Annotated in this window: 18 protein-coding genes; 4 read left to right on the forward strand and 14 right to left on the reverse strand. The window is 73.9% G+C overall.

Features of this window, described 5'->3' with window-relative positions:
* Positions 1–206: 206 nt before the first annotated feature.
* On the reverse strand, positions 207–1637 hold the full coding sequence (gene ahcY / locus AR3_RS02625) for an adenosylhomocysteinase (protein ID WP_067907733.1): 1431 nt from the start codon (positions 1635–1637) through the stop codon (positions 207–209).
* A gap of 212 nt (positions 1638–1849) precedes the next feature.
* On the opposite strand from ahcY, the gene AR3_RS02630 reads away from it, so the two are divergent.
* Positions 1850–2263: a MerR family transcriptional regulator gene (locus tag AR3_RS02630; protein WP_067907736.1), complete on the forward strand. Its 414-nt coding sequence runs from the start codon at positions 1850–1852 to the stop codon at positions 2261–2263.
* Positions 2264–2329: 66 nt separating this feature from the next.
* On the opposite strand, the gene AR3_RS02635 is transcribed toward AR3_RS02630, so the two are convergent.
* The 9 genes from AR3_RS02635 to AR3_RS02675 form a co-directional block, all read right to left on the reverse strand.
* A complete protein-coding gene (locus AR3_RS02635; RefSeq protein ID WP_067907739.1) occupies positions 2330–3010 on the reverse strand; it encodes a response regulator transcription factor in 681 nt (226 codons plus the stop codon).
* Between the two features lie 98 nt (positions 3011–3108).
* The gene (locus AR3_RS02640) at positions 3109–4698 is read right to left on the reverse strand and encodes a sensor histidine kinase (RefSeq protein WP_227022929.1); all 1590 of its coding nucleotides are present in this window, start codon (positions 4696–4698) and stop codon (positions 3109–3111) included.
* A 403-nt stretch (positions 4699–5101) separates the two neighbouring features.
* Entirely contained in the window at positions 5102–6088 is a 987-nt protein-coding gene (locus AR3_RS02645) for a cation diffusion facilitator family transporter (RefSeq protein ID WP_067907744.1), read from the reverse strand.
* Between the two features lie 136 nt (positions 6089–6224).
* Entirely contained in the window at positions 6225–7361 is a 1137-nt protein-coding gene (locus AR3_RS02650; protein WP_067907746.1) for a bifunctional phosphoglucose/phosphomannose isomerase, read from the reverse strand.
* Between the two features lie 188 nt (positions 7362–7549).
* The gene (locus AR3_RS02655; protein WP_067907749.1) at positions 7550–7732 is read right to left on the reverse strand and encodes a Trm112 family protein; all 183 of its coding nucleotides are present in this window, start codon (positions 7730–7732) and stop codon (positions 7550–7552) included.
* Positions 7729–9078 carry a phosphomannomutase/phosphoglucomutase gene (locus tag AR3_RS02660; RefSeq protein WP_067907752.1) on the reverse strand — a complete coding sequence of 450 codons (1350 nt, stop codon included), beginning with the start codon at positions 9076–9078 and terminating at the stop codon, positions 7729–7731. Before AR3_RS02660 ends, AR3_RS02655 begins: the two co-directional genes overlap by 4 nt.
* A gap of 215 nt (positions 9079–9293) precedes the next feature.
* Positions 9294–9680, reverse strand: a complete 387-nt coding sequence (locus tag AR3_RS02665; RefSeq protein ID WP_067907754.1) for a DUF3499 domain-containing protein — start codon at positions 9678–9680, stop codon at positions 9294–9296.
* 169 nt (positions 9681–9849) lie between these two features.
* Positions 9850–10536, reverse strand: coding sequence for a response regulator (locus tag AR3_RS02670; protein WP_067907757.1), 687 nt, complete (start codon positions 10534–10536; stop codon positions 9850–9852).
* A complete protein-coding gene (locus AR3_RS02675) occupies positions 10533–11807 on the reverse strand; it encodes a sensor histidine kinase (protein WP_146150157.1) in 1275 nt (424 codons plus the stop codon). The genes AR3_RS02670 and AR3_RS02675 overlap by 4 nt, the downstream gene beginning before the upstream one ends.
* Positions 11808–11956: 149 nt before the next feature.
* On the opposite strand from AR3_RS02675, the gene AR3_RS02680 reads away from it, so the two are divergent.
* Positions 11957–12385, forward strand: a complete 429-nt coding sequence (locus tag AR3_RS02680; RefSeq protein ID WP_227022928.1) for a metallopeptidase family protein — start codon at positions 11957–11959, stop codon at positions 12383–12385.
* Between the two features lie 93 nt (positions 12386–12478).
* On the opposite strand, the gene AR3_RS02685 is transcribed toward AR3_RS02680, so the two are convergent.
* The 4 genes from AR3_RS02685 to AR3_RS02700 all read right to left on the reverse strand — a co-directional run bounded on the left by AR3_RS02685 (position 12479) and on the right by AR3_RS02700 (position 19150).
* Positions 12479–13921: a DUF5719 family protein gene (locus tag AR3_RS02685; RefSeq protein WP_067907768.1), complete on the reverse strand. Its 1443-nt coding sequence runs from the start codon at positions 13919–13921 to the stop codon at positions 12479–12481.
* Positions 13922–13923: 2 nt separating this feature from the next.
* A complete protein-coding gene (locus tag AR3_RS02690) occupies positions 13924–17655 on the reverse strand; it encodes a glycosyltransferase (RefSeq protein ID WP_083950870.1) in 3732 nt (1243 codons plus the stop codon).
* Between the two features lie 205 nt (positions 17656–17860).
* Positions 17861–18124 (reverse strand): WhiB family transcriptional regulator, encoded by a 264-nt coding sequence (locus tag AR3_RS02695; protein ID WP_067907771.1) that lies wholly within the window; start codon positions 18122–18124, stop codon positions 17861–17863.
* A 207-nt stretch (positions 18125–18331) separates the two neighbouring features.
* Positions 18332–19150, reverse strand: coding sequence for a hypothetical protein (locus AR3_RS02700; protein WP_106258099.1), 819 nt, complete (start codon positions 19148–19150; stop codon positions 18332–18334).
* Between the two features lie 215 nt (positions 19151–19365).
* Here AR3_RS02700 and cofD point away from each other — a divergent pair, with 215 nt between their 5' ends.
* Together cofD and AR3_RS02710 are read left to right on the forward strand one after the other, a co-directional pair.
* Positions 19366–20316 carry a 2-phospho-L-lactate transferase gene (gene cofD / locus AR3_RS02705; protein ID WP_067907777.1) on the forward strand — a complete coding sequence of 317 codons (951 nt, stop codon included), beginning with the start codon at positions 19366–19368 and terminating at the stop codon, positions 20314–20316.
* Entirely contained in the window at positions 20313–21599 is a 1287-nt protein-coding gene (locus tag AR3_RS02710; RefSeq protein WP_067907780.1) for a coenzyme F420-0:L-glutamate ligase, read from the forward strand. Before cofD ends, AR3_RS02710 begins: the two co-directional genes overlap by 4 nt.
* Positions 21600–21674: the final 75 nt, after the last annotated feature.

Raw genomic sequence — 21674 nt, forward strand, 5'->3', positions numbered from 1 at the left:
CCGTCTCGCACGATCGGAACGATCTTCACACGGGTTCCGTCCCCCGTGCGCTCACACCCCATCAAATCGTGCGGATCCCCTCGGGGTGCGCGCGGGGAGTGCCGGCCGGGGCGAGAAGCCGCGCGGCGGCCGCCCCCGGAGCGAGGCCGGCCGCCGACAAGCGGGGAGGGGACGGCGCCGCGGCCGTCCCCTCCCCGGTGTGCCGCTCAGTAGCGGTAGTGGTCGGGCTTGTACGGGCCCTCGACGTCGACGCCGATGTACTCGGCCTGCTCCTTGGTGAGCTTGGTCAGCTTGACGCCGAGCGCGTCCAGGTGCAGGCGGGCGACCTTCTCGTCCAGGTGCTTGGGCAGGGTGTACACGCCGACCGGGTAGTCGTCGGTCTTGGTGAACAGCTCGATCTGCGCGATCACCTGGTTGGTGAACGAGTTGGACATCACGAACGACGGGTGCCCGGTCGCGCAGCCCAGGTTCATCAGGCGGCCCTCGGCCAGCACGATGATCGAGTGGCCGTCCGGGAAGCGCCACTCGTGCACCTGCGGCTTGATCTCGATCTTCTCGATGCCGGGGATGCGGGCCAGCCCGGCCATGTCGATCTCGTTGTCGAAGTGCCCGATGTTGGACACGATCGCCTGGTGCTTCATCCGCTGCATGTGGTCGGCGCGGATGACGTCGCGGTTGCCGGTCGCGGTGACGAAGATGTCGGCGGTCTCGACGACGTCGTCCAGGGTGGTGACCTGGAAGCCGTCCATCGCGGCCTGCAGCGCGCAGATCGGGTCGATCTCGGTGACGATCACCCGGGCGCCCTGGCCGCGCAGCGCCTCGGCGCAGCCCTTGCCCACGTCGCCGTAGCCGCACACGACCGCGACCTTGCCGCCGATGAGCACGTCGGTGGCGCGGTTCAGGCCGTCCACCACGCTGTGGCGGCAGCCGTACTTGTTGTCGAACTTGGACTTGGTGACCGAGTCGTTGACGTTGATGGCCGGGAACAGCAGGGTGCCGTTCTTGGCCATCTCGTACAGGCGGTGCACGCCCGTGGTGGTCTCCTCGGTGACGCCCTTGATGCCCTCGGCGGTGGCGGTCCACCGGCCCGGCTTCTCGGCGATGGTGCGGCGCAGCGTCTCCAGGACGACCTTCCACTCCTCGGGGTCGTCCTCGGCCGGGGTGGGCACGGCGCCCGCCTTCTCGTACTCGACGCCCTTGTGCACCAGGAGGGTGGCGTCGCCGCCGTCGTCCAGGAGCATGTTCGGGCCGGTGCCGTCGGGCCACTGGAGGGCCTTGGCGGTGCACCACCAGTACTCCTCCAGGGTCTCGCCCTTCCAGGCGAACACCGGCACGCCCTTGGGGTCGTCGACGGTCCCGTCGGGACCGACCACGACGGCGGCCGCGGCGTGGTCCTGGGTGGAGAAGATGTTGCAGCTCACCCAGCGGACGTCGGCCCCGAGCTCGACGAGGGTCTCGATGAGCACGGCCGTCTGGACCGTCATGTGCAGCGAGCCCATGATCTTGGCGCCGCGCAGCGGCTTGGCGTCCGCGTACTCCTTGCGCACCGCCATCAGGCCGGGCATCTCGTGCTCGGCGAGCCGGATCTCCTTGCGCCCGAACTCGGCCAGCGACAGATCGGCGACCTTGTATTCCATGCTTTTCGTAGCTCCTTCGGTGAACTGGGAAACCGCGTCCGCCGCGCCGGGTGATCGAGCACCGTCCCCCGGCCGGCCCTGTCCGGCGGGAGCGGACGAGAACGGTTCGATCAGGGGCGCCGGTCCGGTCTGTTCGCGAGTCTAGGCGCGGCACCCGCCCGCTGGCACGACCGGAGGCGACTTTCTGACACTCATTTGTCAGAATCGGTGGCATGCGTATCACTGAGGCGGCCCGGCGGCTCGGCACGTCACCCCGGATGCTGCGCTACCGGGAGAGCCTGGGCCTGCTGCCCGCCACCCGCGAACCCGCGCCGCGGCGTCCGGCCTCCGGACCCGGCGGGGACCGCCCGCAGGCCGCGTCCGGGCGCGGCGCGCGCCGCGGCGGCGGCCACCGGCAGTTCGGCGAGGCCGAGCTGCGCGCCGTGGCGCTCGCCCTCGACCTGGAGAAACGCTACGACATCGGTCCGGCCGAGCTGGCGTTCGGGCTGCGCGTCCTGGCCGAACCGGAGGTGCAGGCGCGCGTCCGCGAGCTCGGCGAGCGGATCGGCCGCCTCTCGGCGCCGCCCGCCCGCGCCCTCGACTTCGAGAAGGAGAAGGCCCTGCGCCTCCTGCAGCGCCGCCGCTGACGCGCCGGCGCCTCCGGCCGTCCGAGGCGCCGGGCGCCGCGGGGCTCCCAGGCTGCCCCGCGGGGGTCAGTTGCGGGGCAATTCGTTCTCGCCCGGGACGACGACGCCGGACTCGTAGGCGAGCACCACCGCCTGGGCGCGGTCGCGCACGCCGAGCTTGGTGAAGACGCGGGCCACGTGGGTTTTGACGGTGTGCTCGCTGACCACCAGCCGTTCGGCGATCTCGCTGTTGGACAGGCCGCCCGCGATCAGCGTGAGCACCTCGGTCTCGCGCGCGGTGAGCGTGGACAGCTCGGCCGGGGGCCGCGGACGGCTGCGGCGCTGGCGGGTGAACTCGCGGATCAGCCGCCCGGTCACCTGCGGCGCCAGCAGCGAATCGCCGCGCGCCACCACCCGCACGGCCGACACCAGCTCGTCGGCGGTGGCGTCCTTGAGCAGGAAGCCGCTGGCGCCCACCGACAGCGCCTCGTAGACGTACTCGTCGATGTCGAAGGTGGTGAGCACGAGCACCCGCACGTTGTCGGCGCCCGGACCGGACACGATGCGGCGGGTGGCCTCGATGCCGTCCATGCCGGGCATCCGGATGTCCATGACCACCACGTCGGGGCGGTGCCGCTCGACCAGCCGCAGCGCCTCGCGGCCGTCGCCGGCCTCCCCCACCACCGAGATGTCGGACTGCGCGTCGAGCAGCGCGGCGAACCCGGCGCGCACGATCGTCTGGTCGTCGACGATCAGCACCTTGATCAACGCGACCTCCCCCGAGAGCCGGCGGCGGCGATCACGACAGCGCTCCTCCTCCCGCCGCGGCGCGGTCCGCGCCGTCCCGCATCAACCGGCCCTCCTCGTCATCCCGGTCCGCCTCCCGCGTCCGCCGGCGCCGCCCTCGACACCGGCAGCTCGGCCTCCACCACGAACCCGCCCTGTTCGGACGGACCGGCGGAAAACCTCCCGCCCAGCATGGTCGCACGTTCCCGCATCCCGAGGAGGCCGTGTCCGCCGCCCGATTCCATCGACGGCGCCTCTTCCAAGCGGGTGGGCTCTTCGGGACCCGCGCCGGGGGACTGGGGATCCAGCACCGCGGTACGGGACGACGCCCCGTTCCGGTTCATCACCATGGTGGGCGCCGACCCCCCGTCGTCCACCACCCGGACGGCCAGCCTGTCGGGCAGGTAGGTGAGCTCCACCTTGACCTCGGCGCCGGGCGCGTGGCGGCGGGCGTTGGTGAGGGCCTCCTGGACGATCCGGTACGCCGACAGCTCGACGGTCGTGGACAGCGTGCGCGGCTCGCCCCGGACGGTCAGCTCGACCCGGCCTCCGGCGCCGCGGTGCTTTTCGATCAGGGCGGGCAGCTCGTCCAGGCGCGGCTGCGGGGCCGACTCGGGTTCGGCCTTGGCGTCGGCGCGCAGCACGCTGAGCAGGCGGCGCATCTCCACCAGCGCCTCCCGCGCGGTGCGGGCGATCTCGGCGTAGCCCTCGCGGGCCTCCGGCGACAGGTCCCGCACGGTGTACGGGGCGGTCTCGGCCTGCACCGCGATCATCGAGACGGAGTGCGCGACCACGTCGTGCAGCTCCCGGGCGATGCGGGCCCGTTCCCGCATCACCGCCTGCTCGCGCTGGACGGCGATGAGCCGGGTCAGGGTCTCGCTGGTGCGCTCGTTCGCCTCGGCCTCGGTGCGTCCCGCGGTCTCCCGGGTGCGCCGGGCGTCGCCGAGGCCGACCGCGGCGAGCACGACGAGGACGGCGGCGAACCAGGGGATGTGGTCGAGGGTGTTCGCGGTCAGGTAGACGACGGCGATGGTGACCGCGCCGCCGACCGCAAGCCCGCCCGTGGCCTGCCGGGGCAGTCGGCGGGCCAGCGAGTACAGGGTGTAGAGCGCGGCGAACGCCGTGGTGACCAGGAGCGCCTGCCCGGTGAGCAGCGCGGCGGCGTACGCGCCGAGCACCATCGCCGCCACCGGCCGCAGGAACTCCTCCCGCCACACCAGCGGCAGCGTCGAGGCGATCGCGAACCCGCCGGCCACGCTGATCGGCGACTCGGTCCGCGGCGCCAGCTCGGCCAGCGCCGCGAGGGTCAGGGCCAGGCCGGTGAGCGGGGCGTAGTACCAGGACGCGTGGAACTCGTGCCACGCGTTGATCCAGCGGGGCAGCGGAGCGGTCGCGTCCACGGGCGGCGCGACGCGGGTGCTGCCGTCCCGCGCCCCGGGACGCCCGGGGGCGCCGGGGGCGCCCTGCGGCGGGCGGCGCGCGGTGCCGTACAGCTTGGCGCCGATGCGGGCCGCCAGCGGACGCAGCAGGCCGCCGACACCGGTCAGGGCCCACAGCAGCAGCTGGCCCAGTCCCGCGACGACGCGTCCGGACAGCCGCCACGCGTGGCGGGCGAGCGTCGGGCCGAAGTTCGTCGGCGGGGCGTTCTGCTGGCGGTGGTCACTGGTCACGCCTTCCATACTGGCCGGTGCCCGCCCTGACGCACCTCACCGTGCGGGGCTACGCCGCCGGTCCGGATCCCCCTGGAGGACGACCCCGGTTCCCTCCTCTGGGACGACGTGCGCGACGGCGGCCCACACGTAATGTCGTGTCCGTGACCGAGAACGGCAGACCCGCCGGCGCAGGGGGTTCGGCGGGGCTGCCGCGGTCACGCCAGACCGTCCGGATGCAGGGGTCCGGGCGGGCGCTTGGGAAGGCGCCCTCGCCGGTGCGGCCGTGGGTCTCCGCGGAGGCGCTGCCGGTCATTCCTGGGCTGGGGTCGACCGGCACGGCCTCGGCCGACCGGCGAGGGGGGCTGCCTTCCCATGTGTGCGGACGTCGTGCGCGGACGCCGGCGAACGGGCGCGCCGCCCGTCAGTTCTCCGCCGCGGCGGGCGCCGCGTCCCCGGTCTCGGCGCCGTCGGCCGACACGCCGGGGGTTTGGTCGAGCGCCGGCTCCAGGTAGATCAGGCGCGCGTGCGGGAACCGCTGCCGGACCTGGGCCTCGGCGGCGTCGATCCCGCGGGCCACGTCGGCGGCCGTGTCGTCGTGGTTGACGGCGATCTTGGCGGCGATCAGCAGCTCCTCGGGGCCGAGGTACTCGGTGCGGATGTGCATGACGTGGTCGACCTGGTCCACCGACTCCAGCGCGTCGATGATCTGCCGCTCCACCTCCGGGCCGGCGCCCTCGCCGATGAGCAGGCTCTTGGTCTCGATCGCCAGGATGACCGCGATGGTGCCGAGCAGCAGGCCGATGGCGATCGTGCCGACGCCGTCCCAGACCAGGTTCCCGGTGAGCGTGGCCATGGTGACGCCGCCCAGGGCCAGGATCAGGCCGACCAGGGCGCCGAGGTCCTCCAGCAGCACGACCGGGAGCTCGGGGGCCTTGGCGTGCCGGATGAACTGCCACCACGACTTGTCGCCGCGCAGCGGGTTCGACTCCTTGATGGCGGTGCGGAACGAGAACGCCTCGAGGAGGATCGCGACGATCAGCACGCCGAAGGCCCACGCGGGCGACTCCAGCTCGTGGTCCGGATGCTCGAGGGCGTCGTGGATCTTGTGGTAGCCCTCGTACAGCGAGAACGCCGCACCGACGGTGAACAGGACCACGGCGACGACGAACGCGTAGAAGTAGCGCTCGCGGCCGTAGCCGAACGGGTGCTGCGGGGTCCGGGCGCGCTGGGAGCGCTTGCGGCCGAGCAGCAGCAGCACCTGGTTGCCCGAGTCCGCGACCGAGTGGATCGACTCGGCCAGCATCGACGACGAGCCGGTGAACGCGAACGCCACGAACTTGGAGGCCGCGATGCCGAGGTTGGCGCCCAGCGCCGCGACGATCGCCTTGGCTCCGCCTTCCGCGCTCACCGCGCACCTCCCTTCCGCATCCCGCGCACGGCGGGGACAGCCCTGGTCGCGAACCGTCGGCTCCGCGGTCGGCGCTCCGCCGCGGGGGGCGCCGTCGTGAGGGCGGCGCCGGACGGGGTCGCAGGCCGCACAGCTCTCATTCCACAATCCTCGCTTTGAGTTCCTGGATGGCAGGCACGGGCGTGGGGTCGACGCCCAGCGCGATAGCCAAGTAAACCGTGACGTAGTCCGACAGCGCGATCAGCGTCGCGATCCGCTCCAGCGGATGCGCGCCCTCGGCGGCGATCTCGGTGACCGGCACGCCCCGGGCCGCCGCCAGCTCGACGGACGCCTCGCGGCGCTTGCTCACCTGGGGGTGCTCGTCCGCGTCCCGCAGCACCACCAGGTGCAGGCCGTGCTCGGCCTCCTCCGCGCGGTCGCGGAAGAAGTCGTCGGCGTCGGCGGCGGAACGGGCGAAGTACCCGTCGAACGCCATCACCTGATTGTGGTCGACCTCCGGAAGCTCCCCGAACACGCCCGGATACTTGGCGTTCTCGTTCAGCTGGCAGCAGAACCGGTAGGCCGCGACGCCCGCGAGCGGGGACGTGCCCCACACCAGCGGGACGTCGCCCTTGAGGTCCAGAGCGATCCGCTTGGCCGGGTTCATGAAGGGCTCGCTGGCGGGACGGCAGCGGTGCGCCACCTCTTCCAGCCGCCCGGCCGCCGCCTCCAGCAGCGCGTCCGGCACGTCCGCCACGCCGAGTTCCCGCGCCGCGACCAGCAGCGGGACCGTCAAGCCCCACAGCGTGGCGCGGGGCTGGCCCACGGACCGCACCGGCACGAACAGGGCCCGGGTCCGCGCGGCCAGGTCCGCCAGCGGCGAGTCGGCGCCGCCCACGAACAGCAGGCGGCAGCCGCGCCGCGCCGCCTCGGCCGCCACCGCGAGGGTCTCCTCCGTGGCGCCCGAGCACGACACCGCCGCGACCAGGTCCGCGGCGCCCACCCAGCCGGGCAGCCGGTAGCCGCGCACCGTGACCACCGGGACCGGGCAGCCCGTGCCGCAGACGGCCGCCAGCACGTCCCCGGAGATCCCGGAGCCGCCCATGCCGGCGACCACCACCGCCCGGGGCCGTCCGTCCTCGGCCAGCCGCGCCACGCCCGCCTCGACGGCCCGCCGCCGCGCCTCCCTGATCTGCGCGGCCGACGACGCCACCTGCCGCAGCATCCCGCCCGGGTCGGCGGCCTCGATCGCGGACGGATCCTCCAGCCCGCCCGCCCCGTCCGGGTCGCTCATCGCGTCTCCGCTCGCCTCCGCGACGCCCCGCGGGCGCCGTCCTCAACCAGCACCGGCGCCCCGGCCCCGCCGCGGCCGCCTACTTTCCGGACGCGCACGCCGCCGCCGGCGTTCCGGACCATAAGGGAAAATGCGGTCGGACGCGATCATCGTCACATCGGCTCGGGGCGTCGGCGCGGCGCCGCGCGTCAGGACGCGGGGGCGCGGGCCTCGTCCACGAGGAGCACCGGGATGTCGTCCCGCACCGGGTAGGCGTAGCCGCAGTCGCCCTGGCACACCAGCTCGGCGGCCTCGTCGTCGGGGCGCAGCGAGCCCTTGCAGTTGGGGCAGGCCAGGATCTCCAGCAGCCAGGCGTCCAGCTTCACGGTCACTTCTCCCTCACGATCGCCAGCACCTCGTCGCGGATCCCGGCCATGGTCGTCTCGTCCGCCGCCTCCACGTTCAGGCGCAGCAGCGGCTCGGTGTTGGAGGGCCGCAGGTTGAACCACCAGTCCTCGGTGCCGACGGTGAGGCCGTCGAGCTCGTCGACGGTCACGCCGGGCCGGCCCTCGAACGCCGCCCGGACCCGGGCGGCGGCGGCCGCCTGGTCGGCCACCTCGCTGTTGATCTCGCCGGACGACGGGTAGCGGTCGTACTCGGCGAGCAGCCGCGACAGCGGCTTGTCCGACTGGCCGAGCGCGGCCAGCACGTGCAGCGCGGCCAGCATCCCCGAGTCGGCGTACCAGAAGTCGCGGAAGTAGTAGTGGGCCGAGTGCTCCCCGCCGAACACCGCGCCGGTCTCGGCCATCGTCTGCTTGATGAACGAGTGGCCGACCCGGGTGCGCACCGGGGTGCCGCCGTGCTCGGCGACGATCTCCGGCACCGCCTTCGACGTGATCAGGTTGTGCACGATGGACGCGCCCGGGTGCTTGGCCAGCTCCCGCACCGCGACCAGGGCGGTGATCGCCGACGGCGAGACGATCTCGCCGCGCTCGTCCACGGCGAAGCAGCGGTCGGCGTCGCCGTCGAAGGCCAGCCCGATGTCGGCGCCGGTCTCGCGCACCTTGGCCTGCAGGTCGCGCAGGTTCTCCGGGTCGATGGGGTTGGCCTCGTGGTTGGGGAACGTGCCGTCCAGGTCGAAGTACAGCGGCACCAGCTCGAACGGCAGGCCGTCGAACACCACCGGGACGGTGTGCCCGCCCATGCCGTTGCCCGCGTCCACGACGACCTTGAGCGGCCGCACGCCCGACAGGTCCACCAGCGTCTTGAGGTGGTCGGCGTACCCCTTGAGCAGGTCGCGGGAGGAGACGGTGCCGCGCGGACCATCGTGGGCGGGCACGCCCTTCTCCACCAGCTCCCGGATCTCGGCCAGGCCCGTGTCGCGCCCGACCGGCTTGGCGCCCGCCCGGCACAGCTTCAGCCCGTTGTACTTGGCCGGGTTGTGGCTGGCGGTGAACATCGCGCCGGGCAGGTTCAGGCTGCCGCTGGCGTAGTAGAGCATGTCGGTCGAGCCGAGCCCGGCCTGGATGACGTCGGCGCCCTGCGCGGTGGCGCCGCGCGCGAACGCCTCGGCCAGCGGCACCGACGAGGTCCGCATGTCGTGCGCGGTGACCACCGCGTCCGCGCCCGTCACCCGGACGAACGCCGCGCCCACCGCCTCGGCGGTCTGCGCGTCGAGCTCCTCCGGTACGACGCCGCGGATGTCGTACGCCTTGAAGATCTTGGCGAGATCGCCCACTCCAGCTCCCCTGTCCGACTCGCTGTGTCCGTTCCCAGGGGACGTTCCCTGGCTGCCGGCACCCGGCCTCGAGCCTACCGGGCGCGCCCGGCCCGCCCCGCGAGGGCGACCACGACCGCACGACCGCGCGCGGCGTCCCCTCGGCGACCGCGCGGTCGTTCGCGCACGCCGGAAGGGACCGCCGGTTCCACGGCGTCCTGCCCGGCGCGAAGGGCTCAGTCCCGGCCGGTCTTCTGGGGGCCTCCGGCGGGCTCGGAGCGCAGGACGCGGAGATGACCGCGGCGGCCGACCTCGGTACCCTGCCCGACGGGCTCCTGCCGTCCCCCGGGGGCGGGCTTGGCGGCCTCGCGGACCGCGTCGGCCAGGGCCTCCAGGTCGTCGGCGCTGGGTTCGGTCTGCTCCTCCACCGGCAGTCGCACCAGTTCCCAGCCCATGGGGGCGGTGAGCCGCTCGGAGTGCTCGGCGCACAGGTCGTAGCAGTGCGGCTCGGCGTACGTTGCGAGCGGCCCCAGGACCGCGGTGGAGTCGCGGTAGACGTACGTGAGCGTGAAAACTGCGGGCTCCTTGCACGCGGTGCGGGAGCAGATGCGGACGGGGCTCACGATGGCCGACCGTACCCCGCTCCCGCCGCCTCCGCCACCACCCGGAGGTACGTGTCGCCGTTACCGGCCCAATTACGTGAGAACGATCACAATCCGTACGTCGCCCGCTGCGCAGCGCACCTTGTGTCCGGGTCTGTGTGTCCGGGTCTGTCCCGGGGGCGCCGGAAGGTCAGCGGCGGGCGGGCGGCGGGGAGCCCGCGATGCCCAGCCAGCGCGCGATGGCCGCGCCGCGGGTCCGCACGCCCATCTTCGCGAAGATGCGGTTCACGTGGTTCTTGACGGTGTTCTCGGACACCATGAGCGCGTGGGCGATCTCCCGGTTGGCGTGGCCGCGGGCGATCAGCTCCATCACCTCGACCTCGCGCGGCGACAGGCCCAGGGCCCGCCGGTCGGGCCCGGGCTCGGCGGAGGCGCCGCCCGCGGCGCGGCGAAGCGCTTCGACGACGGCTTTGCTGGCGGCCGGGGAGAGCGGGCTGGCCCGGCCCGCGACCGTGTCGTGCACGGCGGCCACCAGCTCCTCCGCGGTGAACGAGCCGTGCACCAGGTAGCCGGACGCGCCGTCGCGGATGGCCGCGCCGATCACGTCGACGTCGGTGTCGTACGACAGCATGAGGACCTTGGCCAGGGCGCTGAGCGGCCCGACGGCGGCCGTCCCGTCGACGCCGGGCATGTGCACGTCCAGCAGGACGATGTCGGGCTGCAGGCGCTTGGCCTGCTCGATCGCGTGCGCGCCGTCGACCGCCTCGCCGACGACGTGCACGTCCCCCGCCTCCAGCAGGGCGACGAGCCCGGCGCGGACGACGGGGTTGTCGTCCACCACGAGCGCGCGCACGCGGCGGGTTCCGGCGCCGCTCACCGTCGCTCCCCCGCAGGTGGTCCGCCCGCCGCGGGCAGGGCGGGCTCGGCCGCGTCCCAGAACGTCCGGGCGTCGGCGGGGGCGCCGGACCAAGGCAGCTCCATGGTCACGGTGGTGCCCTCGCCGGGCGCGGAGTCCACGGTGAGCAGGCCGCCGACGCGGCGGGCGCGTTCGGCCATGCCGACCAGCCCGTAGTGGCCCTCGCGCGCCAGCAGGTGGAGGGCGCCGTCGGGCGGCGGCGCGAAGCCCTTCCCGTCGTCGCGCACGGTCAGCTCCAGCCGCCCGGCGCCGCACCGCAGGCGGACCCGCACGGCGTCGGCCCCGGCGTGCCGTTCGACGTTGGCGAGGGCCTCTTTGAGCACCGACACGACCTCGTAGCGGACGATCGAGGGCGCGTCCATCGCCCCGGCCGCGTCCGCCAGGTCCGCGTACGCGGTGATCCGGCTGTCGCGGCTCCACGCGGCGACGACCTGCCGCACGGCCAGGGGGAGCGGCAGCCCGTACGCCTCCTCCCGCAGGTCGGCGATGAGCCCGCGGGCCTCCCGCGTGGCCGTCTCCAGCGCGGACACCAGGTGGCGGGCGTCGCGTTCGGCGCGGTCGGGCGACGTGCGGATCCACACCGGCAGCGCCGACGCCGACAGCACCATGCCCTGCAGCGTCTTGGCCAGGGAGTCGTGCATCTCCCGGGCCAGCCGGGTCCGCTCGGCGGCCGCGGCCACCGCGGTCTCGATCCGGCGCCGCTCCTCCTCGGCCTGCGCCCACTGGTCGAGCACCCGGCGCAGCAGGGCGCCGGCGCACGCCGTGAGGGGGTAGAAGGCCGGCAGGCCCACCAGCGCGTCGGCGCCCGGCGCGGGCTCCGCCGCCATGGCCAGGCAGCACAACGCGATCTGCGCGAGGCACACCGGCACCGCCCGCCGCCACGGGTACAGGACGCCCGCGACGCCCGACGTGATGACGGTCAGCAGGAAGAACTCTCCGTACACGCCTCCCTGGGCGAGCACCGCGTACACCAGCAGACCGTCCAGGCAGCACAGCAGGGGGGAGCGTCGCAGGCGGGGCAGGACGGTGCGCCAGGCCGCCGCCGCGAGCGCGGTCTCGGCGGTCAGCGCGGCCACAGCGGACGCGAGTCCCAGGTCCAGGCGGGCGGCGGGCATGAGCACCAGAGCCATCGCCAGCAGCAGGCCCCGGAACAACAGAAGCAGCTGGAAGGTCACCCCCAGCGGCGACCAGGCGGTTCTCCGCGCCATCGGCCACGCGGGTCTGTGTGCCACGCTCGGTAACTTTAATCACTGAATTCGCAACAGAGGTACAGGAAACGCCCGCCGTTCGCGGACGCCCGCGCAGACCGCTGCCACCAGGCCCGATGCCGGTCGCGCCCGCCCGCAGAGCCGCCCCGACCCGGCGGGGTACTCTTGGTGACGTGCGATCCCGTGTGGCAGGCGTACGCCGCCGCGACCGGCACGGTCGCGGCCTCCGCGGCCCTCTGGCGCCTCCGCAGGCGCCCCTCTCCCGTTCCCGCGCCGAGCGCTTCGACGACCTCGTCGCCGACGAGGTGCGCCGTCTGGGGCAGCGCTGGGGCCGGGAGCTGGCCCGGGTGGAGTTCGCCGTCGAGGAGGTCCCCGAGCTGGAGCCGTGGTTCGACGGCCCGGTGCCGCTCGCCCAGACCCATCCCGGCACGGCGTCGCGTCCCGTGCGCATCGTGGTGTTCCGCCGCCCGGTGGAGGCCCGCGGCGGCGGCGAGCGCGAGACGGCCCAGATCATCCGCGACGTCCTCGTCGAAGAGGTGGCCGATCTTCTGGGCCTCTCCCCCGAGTCCGTGGACCCCACCTACGAGTCCCACGACGACTAGCGGGGCGACGCGCGGAGGGCGATCAGCGGGGTGCGAGGACCGCCCTCCTCACGCACGCGCAACGTTCGCCGTGGTCTCTCGGGGAACTGGGCTCTAGGGGAACACCGCCCGCTGCGAATCGTCGGCGGGGGGAAGCAGCATGGTGGTCCAGGCGGGGTTGACCGGCAGAACCGTCACCAGCCCCTCGTCGCCTTTGCCCGTGGCGAGCACGCGGGCCGCGTAGACGGGTCCGGATCCCGGGCGCGGCGCCACGAGCACGGCGTACCCGCCGCCGGCCCCCTGGGGCGCGGAGAGCTTCGCCTCGGCCGTCCCCCCGGCGGGGACCTTCACCTCCTGCGCATTCCCCGCTCCCGAGGGGCCGACCGGGGTGACGCGCACGGTGGCGCCCGCGTCAGGGGCGGTCAGCAGGAGCGAGGCGGCGAACCGGTTGTCGGCCACCAGCCCTCCGTCGGCGCCCAGGGGACGCGTCGCGGCCCCGTAGGCCACGTCGGCGCCGCGTTCGGCCGCGAAACCCGCGACGATGGGCCGGTCGGACTGCAGCCGCACCGCGGCGGGCTTTCCCGACAGGGCGCGGCCGAGGTCCAAGGCCGTGACCGTCTCGGCGGGGGCGTCGAGCACGTCCTGCCCCTGCGGGGCGAAGGAGCCCTTCGGGGTGACGACCTGGACGCGCACGCGGGCGTCCGCCTCACCGGGAACGGCCACCAGCAGTTGCCTACGGCCCGACCCCCCGGGCACTCCGGGCACCACCACGGACGTGGCGGGCTGGTGCGCCTGCGGCAGCCACTCGATGCCCTTGCCCTCGTCGATGCGCACCCGCACGGCCGCCGCCACCCTGCCCGTGGTGGCGCGCACGCGCAGCGACAGGTCGCGGGCCATCGCGACGACGTCGCCCAGCCCTTCCCCGTCGTCGCCGATGCGCACGATCTTGGTGGTGTAGGGATCGACGGGAATGCCCCGGCCTTCGGTCGTGTCGAGCGGGCCCTCCCCTGAAAGGGCGATGACGTCCACGGAGGCCGGCTGGGCGTCCACGTTGGTGAGGTACAGCTCGATGCGCTCGGCGGCCATCGGCCCCGGCCCCACGAACCACATGTCGGTCGCGGGGCGTGCGCACTGCGTCCCGGCGAGGCCCCGGTCGGCGCCCCCGGGCCAATGGATGGTGCGCTCCGCCTCAAGCCCCGGCGCCAACGCGCCGGAGGCCCGCACCGTGTAGGAGCCCTGGTCGGTCTTGAGGCCGTCCTTCATCCAGAACGCCCCCGGCGTTCCGAGCGAGGCCACGCCGGTGCCGTCGTGCGTCTCCACGACGTCCGCGCGGCCCGCCGTCCGCATCCGGGAGGACGACGCGAGGCTCAGCCGGCCGCGCTCCCCCGCCGGGCACACCATCACGGTGGACGTGACCGGCGCGGCGGCGGCGCGCGCCTTCTCGGCGGACCCGCCGGGCCGAGACAGCGACGCCACACCGTACAGAGCCGCCAGTGCCGCCACCACGAGCACGGCGGTCGCGTAGCGCAGTCCCAGGAAACGCAGGATCTTGTCCATGCTCAGCGCCGCTCCTCGCCTTCAGAGGCCGCCTCGCCCGCCGTGTCCCGCTTCGCACCGCCGACGGCGGCTTCTTCACCGCCGTCCGGGGATGCGGATCGTTCGCCTGCCGCGGGAGCCGCGTCGCCGCCCGTCGAGTGCTCGCCCCGTACGACGGCCCTCGCGGCGCGGGCCGCGTCCACGGCGGCCTGAATGGCCGATCCGCCGCGCCGGAACGCACCCGTGAGAGACGACTTCCCGAGCGGTGAGACCGCGGACTCCCGAGGCGGCGCTTCGTTCGCCTCCGTTTCACCGGACGATGCCGCAGAACCCTCCGCGGCATCCGCACTGCCCGGCTCCTCCTGGTCACCGGAAGACGGCGTCTGGGGCGCGGCCGACTCCTCAGGCACGCCGGCCTTGGCAACGTCCTCAACAGCGGAACCGCCGTCCGCCGGCGCTTCGACGACAGGCGTGGGAGCCGTGGTCGAAGCGCCGCCCCCGCCAACGGCCTCGCCGGTCGGGGCGGGCTCGGCAGGAGTGGCGGGGGATGCCGTTCCTCCGCCGGGGGCGGCACCGCCGGTCTCACCGCCGGATGCAACCTCTGCGGGCTTCTCAGCTTGCGAGAGGGCCGTCTGGTCAGGTTGAGAGGCGGCGCCGGAGGCCGCAGCGGTCCCAGCGCGCGTGGTCAATCCGCGGCGGCCTGGACGGCGCCGGGGACGCGGCGGAGCGGTCCGGGCACCTGGGAGGGCCAGTGCGGCCACCACGAGGACGGCGACGGCCTGGATGGCCACCCACATGTGGCGCAGGACCATGCCGCGTGACAGCTCGAACACGCCGCCGGACGCGGGGATGTCGTACGCCTGCGCCCAGCCGTCCACGGTCTTGCCCTTGAGGTCGCGTCCGTTGAGGGTGGCGTGCCAACCGCCGTCGGCGGGTTCGGCCAGCAGGAGTGTCCTCGACCCGTTGCCCGGCGGGATGCGGACGCGGGCGTCGACGCGCCCCGCAGGGAGAGTGGTGACCGCTGCGCCGTCCAGGAGCATGAGGCGGCCTGCGGAGGGCCGCAGGCGCCACACGCCATAAGCGGCGGTGCGGTTCAGCCGGGTCAGTTCGGGGTTGGCGTCCAGGACCGGGGTGAGGGGGTCGCGGGTGGGACGCGGCACCAGCACGTACTGGATGCCCATGCGGGTCAGGGCGGGGCCGTCCCCGACGCGGCCCGCGGCCATTCCGGCGACGACGTTCCGGAGGCGATCGGAGCCGGGGGTCTCGTTCTCCCCCAGAACGGGTTCGGCGCCGCGCAGCACGGTGTAGGAGACCCGTCCGCTGCCTTCTTTGCGCAGGACGAGCGTCCGCGGCCCCGTCGGCCCGTCGACGAACAATGGAACGCTGTTGGGCACGCGGCCGACCGCCCCGTCAGTGCCGTTCAGGACCCAGGCGCCCGCGGCGAGAAGGGGCGTGGCCACGGCCGCGACGCAGATCAGGCCGCCCGCGGCGGTGGCGACCAGGTGGCCGCCGGCCACGACCTCCGCCGCCCGCCGTACCGCGACGGCGGCCGCGAGCAGGATCCCGGCCGCGGCGAACGCCAACGCCACGCCGGGCCAGGCGGGCGCGCGGTCGGCCCCCTTGGTGACGGTGGCGGCGCTGACGAGGATGGCGGTCAGCAGCCCGAACAGGCCCACCGCCCAGCCCGCGGCGACGACGGTGCGGCGGCCGCGCAGCAGCAGTGCGCACAGCGCGACCAGCAGCAGCCCGTACATGGTCCAGCGGGCGGGGGCGCCCGGCCCGCCGGGAACGAGCGCCATCAGGTCGCGCGCGTCGGGGAAGGGCGGCGCCGTGGCGTGCATGCCCGCCTCCAGCAGGAAACGGGACGGGTGCAGCAGCAGGCCGACCGTCCACGGCAGGAGCAGCAGCGGCGGCACGCCCAAGGCGACGGCCAGGCGGGTGCGGACGCGGGGGCTGCCGAACAGCAGCCACGACAGGCCTCCGGCGGCGAGTGCGAGCGGCCAGGCGAGCGGCACGAACGCCATCGCGATCGTCAGCAGGAAGGCCACGGCCCACGCCGCGCGGTCGGCGCGGCGGGCGTCGGTCGTTTCGCGCGGCACGCCGTAGAGGCGGAGGGACTGCACGGCGATGAGCGGCAGCAGCACGATGACGACGGCCGTGCCGAACCGTCCGTTGGAGACGGCGCCGGTGGCGGACGGCAGCAGCGCGTAGGTGGCGGCGAACCACACGCGCACGGCGGAGGTGGGCACGCGGCGGCGTTCGCGCGCTCTGCGGCCGATGCGCGGCAGCTGCGCCATCAGGGTGCGGGACGCGTGGTAGGCCGTCAGCCCCGCCAGCGGAACGCTCGCCAACAGCAGCAGCGTCATCGCCAGCCAGGGCTTGCCGAACAGGACCGTGGACAACGCCGCCAGCACCGCGATGTACGGGGGGCTGCCGGTGTCGGATCCCAGGCCGACGGGATGCCAGCCGGAGATGTACTGCGTCCACAGGTCGCTGGCGCCGCCCGGGGCGGGCAGCAGAGCGCCCCCGCCGAGACGCCCGCCGGCGGTGAGCAGTGAGCGTTGGGCCGCCAGGGTCACGGCGGTGAGGGCGAGCGTCAGCATGACCCCGGGGCGGGCCAGCAGCCGACGCATGCGCCCGGCGCCTTGGGCGCTGGACGCCTGCTCCTCGTCGTCGTCCCGTGGGGACAGGCGGTTGAGGATGTTCTCGTACACACGCCGGGGGGCGACCCGGCGCGGCATGAGGCGGCGGATGCTGCGGTAGACGTGTCCGCGTCCTTCGCGCCGTGCCTTGCGGGCGCTGAGCAGCCGCCGGGGGCTGCGCAGCACGTCGACCATCGCGGCCAGTTCGTCGCGCGCGTGCCGAGGGTGTTTGAGGAGGAGCAAGTACAGCGTCCGCGCCAGGGCGATGAGGACGTTGCTCGCCAGGAGCCGCGGGAACGCGCTGAAGGGGACGTTCGCCAGCAGCGCGTGGAGGGCGTTGCGCCGGGCGCGGCGGCGCCGGGACTCGGTGAACATGCCGATGTCCCGCAGCCCTCGGTGGGACGCCTCGACGTGGTAGACGACGGCGTCGGTGACGACGAGCACGCGGTGCCCGGCGGCGTGGGCGCGCCAGCAGAAGTCGACGTCCTCGGCGAACAGGCCGAAGCCGGTGTCGAAGCCGCCGAGCCGGTCCCACACGTCGCGGCGCACCAGCATGCCGGCGCTGCCGACGGCCAGCACGTCGCGGACGCCGTCGTGCTGGCCCTGGTCGAACTCGCGGCGGTCCAGGCCGGTCTCGCGGCGGGCGGCGCCGTCGACGGCGACGCCGACCTCCAGCAGCACCCGGCGGTCGTACCAGTCGCGGGCCTTGGCGCCGAGCACGGCGGCGCGGGGATCGGTGTCGGCGACGCGCAGCAGCCGCGCGAGCGCGTCGGGGGCGGGGGCGGAGTCGTCGTGCAGCAGCCACACCCACTCGGTGCGGGGCTCGCCGGGACGGTCGTCCGGGACGGGCAGGGACGCGGCGGGGTGGCGCAAAGCCTCGGCGACGGCCTCGCCGTAGCCGGTGGCGCGGGGCAGGGTCAGCACGTTCCCGGGGCCGGCGACCTCGGTCAGCACGGCCGGGCCGCGGTCGCGGCTGCCGGTGTCCACGGCGACGAGCCGTTGCACCGGCCGCGTCTGCGTCAGCAGCGCCTTCAGGGTCTCGGGAAGCCAGCGCGCGCCGTCATGGGCGACGAGGACCGCCGTGACGACGTGGCGATCGACAGTGGGCGACAAGGGTCCGCTCGATCTGTGGGGTGACAGTCAGCAGCCGTGCCGACCAGGGGTCGACACGGCTGACAACTGTACGCGCGCCCTCGCGGACGTGCCCGGGATCTCCCCGGATCGGCGGGCCGCGGTGCGGGCCGCGGCGGCGTCCGCGCGGCGCCGTCGTCGGCGTCGGCCCTCCCCGGCTCCGGGGGCCCGGGGAGGGCCGGATGAGTCAGACGGCCTGGCGCTTCAACTTGCGACGCTCCCGTTCCGACAGTCCTCCCCAAATACCGAAACGCTCGTCATGCTGCAGCGCGTACTCCAGGCACTCGGCCCGAACCTCGCATGCGCGGCACACCTTCTTGGCTTCGCGAGTGGAGCCGCCCTTCTCCGGAAAAAATGCCTCCGGGTCCGTCTGCGCGCACAGCGCGCGCTCCTGCCAGCCCAACTCTTCGCCTTCTGTGCCGTGCGCCAGCGGGATGACCACCTCGCTCACAGCGCACCTCCTAGCCCGTGGAGCCCCCCTGGTCACTGCCTTCCCTCGAGCTCCATCCCCCGAGAAGGCATAGAACTACACCCACGAAATTACACGCGTGTAGCGCCCGGTCCGTCAAGCGGAACGAGTTTCCGAGGGGACAAAGAGGTTTTTTTGGGTATCGCTGCGATCGGATTTGGTATGGAGATCAGATAATCGCGTCGCGGGTCACTGTGAGGGCCGGTTGTCGCGGTACCAGTCGCCGCCCTCATCGGACCGCTGCTCGCCCTGCTGCTGCGAACCATAGCCGGTCTGGCCCGCGGAGTGGCCCTCCTGACCTGCGCCGCCGCCACCGTACGCGCGGGTCCAATCGCCGACGTCCTCACCGCTGGAGGACTGCTGGGAGGCCTCCTGGGAGGGCTGCTGGAAGCCCCCGCCCTGCCCGTACTGCTGGCCCTGCTGGACGCCCCCCTGCTGGTACCCCTGCGGCTGGCCGTACTGCTGCTGCTGTCCGTAGCCCGGCTGCCCGTACTGCTGCTGATAGGGCTGCTGGTACGGCTGGGCGTAGGGCTGCTGTCCCGGCTGCCCCGCGGCCTGCCCCGGCTGGAGAGGCTGCCCCTGCTGGTACCCGTAGCCCGGGTACGCGGACGGCATCTGCGCCACCCCCTGGGGCCGGGCCGGCTGCACGCCCTGGAACACCGTGAAGACGAACCAGCCGCCCGCGGCCGCCACCGCCAGCTTGGCCGCGCAGTACAGGAAGACGGCCAGCTTGGAGCCCGCCGTCACGATCGTGGAGTCCACGAAAAGCGCGCCCAGCAGCACGATCACGCCGAACAGCGCCACGCCGCCGAGCACGCCCAGCGCGCCCATGGCGATGGTGCGGGCCTGCGGCGTGGGGGCCTGGCCCCACGTCGTCAGCGCGACCGCGAGCACCGCCAGGCCCGTCACGGTCACGTGCGTGAAGAACCCGTCGGCGGCCTCGCTGTACGCCCGGGCCGAGAAGCCGTTGCCTCCGCCGATGAACAGCATGATGATGCCAGCGAGCAATTGCAGTCCCGCTGCGGCGACCAAAATCCACGCGGCCGGTTCACGCAGACGTCGGACGGCTTCGGTGTTCACCACGACCTCTCCAGACGTACGCAAGGGGTTGCTCTGCAAAGCTTTGCACATCGCGTGCCCCGCCGTCTCTTCCACAAACCGCCCCGTACCGGGCCTTGGCCCGCGGGCAAGGTCCGTCCTCCGGGAGCCCTAGGCTGGGGCGCATGAGGATCGTGGCGCTGGCGGGCGGCATCGGCGGGGCCCGCTTCCTGCGCGGGCTGCGGCTGGCGGCCCCGGACGCGGAGATCACCGTCATCGGCAACACGGGCGACGACATCTCACTGTTCGGGCTACGGGTCTGTCCCGACCTCGACACGGTGATGTACACGCTCGGCGGCGGCATCAACGAGGAGCAGGGCTGGGGACGCGCCGACGAGACGTTCACGGTCAAGGAGGAGCTGGCCGCCTACGGGGTGGGGCCGGGCTGGTTCACCCTGGGCGACCGCGACTTCGCCACCCACATCGTCCGCACCCAGATGCTGGCGGCGGGGTACCCGCTGTCGGCGGTCACCGAGGCGCTGTGCGACCGGTGGAAGCCGGGCGTGCGGCTGATCCCGATGACCGACGACCAGGTCGAGACCCACGTCGTCATCGACGACCCGGACAAGGGCCGCCGCGCCGTCCACTTCCAGGAGTGGTGGGTGCGGCTGCGGGCGTCCGTCCCCGCCCAGTCGATCGTTCCGGTGGGCGCGGACGACGCCAAGCCCGCGCCCGGGGTCCTCGACGCGATCCGGGACGCCGACGTCGTGCTGTTCCCGCCGTCCAACCCGGTGGTGAGCATCGGCACGATCCTGTCGGTGCCGGGCATCCGCGACGCCGTGGCGGCCCGCACTGTGGTGGGCGTGTCGCCGATCATCGGCGGGGCGCCCGTCCGCGGCATGGCCGACGCGTGCCTGACCGCGATCGGCGTGGAGACCTCGGCCGCGGCGGTCGCCGCGCACTACGGCCCGGACCTGTTGAACGGATGGCTGGTCGACGAGGCCGACGCCGGGGTGGAGGTGCCGGGCATCGCCGTGCGCTCCCGGCCGCTGCTGATGACGGACGAGCGCGCGGCCGCCGCGATCGCCGAGGCCGCCCTCGACCTGGCCCGCGAGCTGGACAAGGACGCCGCATGAAACTGGAGATCTTCGGCATTCCGGGGCTGCCCGAGGTCGTCGAGGGCACCGACATCGCGGCCCTCGTCCCCGCAGACGCCGTCGCCGACGGCGACGTCGTGGTCGTCACCTCCAAGATCGTCAGCAAGGCGGAGGGGCGGGTGCTCGTCGCGGACGACCGGCAGAAGGCGATCGACGCCGAGACCGTCCGCGTGGTGGCGCGCCGGACGCACCCCGGTGGCGAGACCCGCATCGTGGAGACCCGGCAGGGGCTGGTGCTCGCCGCCGCCGGCGTCGACGCGTCCAACACCGCCCCCGGGACCGTCCTGCTGCTCCCCGAGGACCCGGACGCCTCCGCCCGCCGCATCCGCGCGGGCATCCGCGAACGCACCGGCAAGAAAGTCGGCGTCATCGTCTCCGACACGTTCGGCCGCCCGTGGCGCAACGGCCTGACCGACGTGGCGATCGGCGCCGCGGGCCTGACCCCGCTGCGCGACCTGCGCGGCCGCACCGACGCGTACGGCAACCGCCTGGAATCCACGGTCACCGCCGTCGCCGACGAGCTCGCCTCGGCGGCCGAACTGGTCAAGGGCAAGCTCGACGGCGTCCCGATCGCGGTCGTCCGCGGCCTGGACGGCCTGGTCACCGAGGACGACGGCCCCGGAGCCCGCGCGCTGGTGCGTCCGGCCGCCGAGGACATGTTCCGCTACGGCTCGTCGGAGGTGCTCTACGCGCGCCGCACGATCCGCGAGTTCACCGACGAGCCGGTGGACCCGGCCGCCGTGCGCAGGGCGGTCGCCGCGGCGGTCACCGCGCCCGCCCCGCACCACACGACCCCGTGGCGCTTCGTCCTGCTGGAATCTCCCGAATCCCGCACGCGCCTCCTGGACGCCATGCGCGACGCGTGGGAGGCGGACCTGCGCCGCGACGGCCTCTCCGACGAGAAGATCGCCAAACGCCTGCGCCGCGGCGACGTGCTGCGCCGCGCCCCCTACCTGGTGGTGCCGTGCCTGGTGATGGACGGCTCCCACGACTACCCCGACGAGCGGCGCTCCCAGGCGGAACGGGAGATGTTCGTCGTCGCCATGGGCGCGGGCGTGGAGAACCTCCTCGTCGCCCTGGCCGTGGAGGGGCTCGGCTCCTGCTGGGTGTCCAGCACGATGTTCTGCCGCGACGTCGTCCGCGAGACCTTGAACCTTCCCGCCGACTGGGACCCGATGGGCGCCGTCGGCGTCGGCCATCCCGCCGCCCCGCCGCGCGAACGTCCGCCCCGCAGCCCCGACGCCTTCATCGAGGTCCGCTGAGTATGACAACTCCATTGACGGTGGATGGCGGGGTGCGTCAGCCTACTGTCTGCTGATCACACCCTGTTGCGGGAA

The sequence above is a fragment of the Actinomadura rubrobrunea NBRC 15275 genome, assembly GCF_001552235.1.
GTDB classification, from domain to species: Bacteria; Actinomycetota; Actinomycetes; order Streptosporangiales; family Streptosporangiaceae; genus Spirillospora; species Spirillospora viridilutea.

Bases quoted from the DNA above. Each gene is read 5' to 3' on its own strand.
- ahcY (WP_067907733.1), bottom strand. From the start codon at position 1,637: ATGGAATACAAGGTCGCCGATCTGTCGCTGGCCGAGTTCGGGCGCAAG.
- AR3_RS02630 (WP_067907736.1), top strand. From the start codon at position 1,850: ATGCGTATCACTGAGGCGGCCCGGCGGCTCGGCACGTCACCCCGGATG.
- AR3_RS02650 (WP_067907746.1), bottom strand. From the start codon at position 7,361: ATGAGCGACCCGGACGGGGCGGGCGGGCTGGAGGATCCGTCCGCGATC.
- AR3_RS02685 (WP_067907768.1), bottom strand. From the start codon at position 13,921: ATGGACAAGATCCTGCGTTTCCTGGGACTGCGCTACGCGACCGCCGTG.
- cofD (WP_067907777.1), top strand. From the start codon at position 19,366: ATGAGGATCGTGGCGCTGGCGGGCGGCATCGGCGGGGCCCGCTTCCTG.
- AR3_RS02710 (WP_067907780.1), top strand. From the start codon at position 20,313: ATGAAACTGGAGATCTTCGGCATTCCGGGGCTGCCCGAGGTCGTCGAG.